The sequence below is a fragment of the Microcystis sp. M53603_WE2 genome (genome assembly GCF_030065435.1).
Genome location: NZ_JASJFF010000874.1, coordinates 1 through 2,183, shown reverse-complemented (window position 1 = coordinate 2,183; position 2,183 = coordinate 1). Strand labels below are relative to the sequence as shown.

The window sequence follows — 2,183 nt, the reverse complement described above, 5'->3', positions numbered from 1 at the left end:
TAGGGCTTGCTGAATAAATCTAAAAACCTTGTTGGATAAGACTTTTGGACTTTTTTCCCCTCAAAAAGTACCAGATATGGGAGTGATCAGGGGGAAATTCAGGGACTTTTTCCCTGAAAATTAGGTAATTGACCCCCTCAAAATCGGTAAAACCCCACACCCCACACCCCACACCCTACACCCTGCCCCTAGGAAAAACTTTTTCAGCAAACCCTAATTAACTCTCCCTTGACCAATTCGTAACGATTACCATCGTCAGGTAACGCCATAAATTCTGCATCAGTCCATACTTTTGTCTCTGGAGTTTCAATCACAGTAGTTTCTCGAACAGACATAATTTATCCTCGGTAAATATTCACAAGTAAAACCCTTAAAGAATTTCCTGTAACATCCGATTGGCCTGGGAAGCGTAACCACCACCAAATAAATTAAAGTGATTGAGAATATGGTAGAGATTGTAAAGAGTTTTGCGCTGTTGATAACCAGCATCGAGGGGGAAAACATCGTTATAACCCCGATAAAAAGCCGCCGGAAAACCGCCAAAAAGTTCCGTCATGGCTAAATCTACCTCCCGGTCTCCCCAATAGGTGGCCGGGTCTAAAATTACCGGTTCCCCATCGACGGTAATGGCCGCATTTCCCGACCACAAATCACCATGGACGAGGGAGGGATGGGGTTGATGCTGACTCAAAATCTCGCTAATAGCGGGAATAACTTGATCCTCGTCGGGAAAATTGCCGCCGCGCTCCTTCGCAAGTCTTAATTGATAGCCAATACGCTGATGAGCGAAAAAATCCGCCCAACTGTTACTAACGGTATTGATCTGGGGAGTAGAACCAATGGTATTATTACACTGCCAACCAAAGCGATCGGACAGGGAAACTTGATGTAAACGAGCTAAATTTTGCCCCATTTTTTCCCAGCTTTGACTATTGCCACCGCCGAATTCTAGCCACTCTAGCACTAAATAACTAGATTTCTCGGCAATTCCCCAACAAATTGGCTCCGGAACCCTGATAGTCTTGGTAGCGTGAATTTGCTTTAATCCTAAAGCTTCGGCGGCAAACATGGCCTCTTGGTTCGCTTGGTTAATCTTAACGAAATAAATTAAACCATTGCCACTGACCGCATAACCCTGATTGATGCAGCCACCACTAACGGGATGACTTTTCTCAATTTCAAAAGGTTTTTCCGTGGTTTGGGTAATATGTCGAGCAATTTGAGTCCACATGGTTTATCAGTTATCAGTTATCAGTTATCAGTTATCAGTTATCAGATGTAAGTTTTAAGTTAATTAGTTATTTAGTTATCAGATGTAAGTTAATTAGGTTCTTCGGTTTTTGTTATGCAATGGACGGGGGTTATAAGGGATGGAACCCTTATATAGAAAGGCATTTGGCGATTTTTGTCAATTATTTTTTATCTAGAGCGAACTAATCAATTAAGTCTCTTGCCAGATAAGGATTTAGTCGATTTATGCCCCCCTATCGAACCATACTAAGTAACGAAGAACCGTTAATTAGTTATTTAGTTATTTATTTATCTTCATCTTTATCCCTGATTACTGATTACTGTTCACTGATTACTGATTACTGTTCACTGATTACTGAATTGGTCTTACCACAACCACACCGTAAGCGTTAGGATTTAAATACTCTTGACAGGCATTTTGAATATCCTCTAAAGTGAGGGCTTCAATGTGTTGGGGATAACAAAAAGCCGGTTGTAAATCACCGATCTGAGTATGATAATAACCGTAAAGGTTGGCCCGATCGCTCGGTCTTTCACTGCTAAAAATAAACCGATTGGCCACTTGGGTTTTAACTCGTTCCAGTTCAGAAACTGTCACAGCTTCCTGTTGAATTTGTCCAATCTGTGCTAATGTCTCCCGTTCCACTTGCTCGATATTTTCCGAGGCTAATTGGGCCGACACGGAAAACACTCCTTGCACTGCTTGGGACATATTACTGGCAGTTATTTGGGAAACTAAGCCCTTTTCTTGGCGCAGAGATTGAAATAATCGCGATACCTTGCCCTGACCGAGAATAGCCGCTAAAACATCGAGAGGATAGGTTTTTTCTAAGTCTCTCAACCCCGGCACTTTCCAAAATAGGATTAAGCGGGCCTGCTGCAAATTTTCATCCTCGTATTCTTGACGGATAATCTCGTTAAAAGGAGCTTCG

General features: G+C 42.1%; 3 protein-coding genes. All 3 read right to left on the bottom strand.

Features of this window, described 5'->3' with window-relative positions:
* Positions 1-203 precede the first annotated feature (203 nt).
* Positions 204-335, bottom strand: a complete 132-nt coding sequence (locus tag PX481_RS18595) for a hypothetical protein (protein ID WP_288024994.1) — start codon at positions 333-335, stop codon at positions 204-206.
* Between the two features lie 35 nt (positions 336-370).
* Positions 371-1,231, bottom strand: coding sequence for a fructosamine kinase family protein (locus PX481_RS18590; RefSeq protein ID WP_012265384.1), 861 nt, complete (start codon positions 1,229-1,231; stop codon positions 371-373).
* A gap of 372 nt (positions 1,232-1,603) precedes the next feature.
* Positions 1,604-2,183 (bottom strand): M16 family metallopeptidase (locus tag PX481_RS18585; protein WP_288095391.1); only part of this gene is annotated, 580 nt, incomplete at its 5' end.